The following is a 643-nucleotide window of genomic DNA, read 5'->3' on the forward strand; positions in this document are numbered from 1 at the left end:
GTCTATTACTATCTCACCGCTTCCGTCATTTCCTATACGACCTGTAGGTGTGATAGATCCTATACCTCCAAATACGTTTGGATCCTGGCTAAAGAATGCTGTATATGTTGCATGATTTGTAAGTGTACTACTTCCCTGCATGAAGGCACCGTTAGGATCCTTCCAGCCGTTAAACAAGTAGTTTGCTACAGGTGTAGCTGTCGGAAGCTGTCCTGTTATCTGACTCCATGTGTAATCAAACGGTATATGAAGTGTTGCAGGTGCCGTGATAGAACCGTTACTTCCTGCCACGAAGTTGATATCAAACCACTTACTTGGGTCTTCTACAAACTTAGCATATACAGTTAAAGGTGTAGGATCTGTTGTTCTAAAGAAGTCCGTATCTCCTACCGGCTGTGTACATGCCGCATCCTTATACCATCCGTCAAACATATAGTAACGATTCGGTGTTACACTTGGCACATAGTTTAATGCCTTTATCTTGCTGAACTTATATGCTCTTGCATCTCCCGCGCTTGTTCCGTCACTTAATAAGATGCTGTTTGCTGTTGTTGCCCCTACACTACCGTTGTTATATGGTGCCGATGCTACTGCAAAGTTGATACTTGTCCACTTTGATGCATCTCTGCTTAACATCCAGTCC

The 643-nt window shown here is 43.4% G+C and carries 1 protein-coding gene; it reads right to left on the reverse strand.

The features are described 5' to 3' along the window. Nucleotides 1-643: hypothetical protein (locus HMPREF1495_RS13905; RefSeq protein ID WP_034213321.1), on the reverse strand; the 643-nt coding region annotated here is incomplete at both ends.

This window comes from Lachnoanaerobaculum sp. MSX33 (assembly GCF_000512995.1).
Classification (GTDB): domain Bacteria; phylum Bacillota; class Clostridia; order Lachnospirales; family Lachnospiraceae; genus Lachnoanaerobaculum.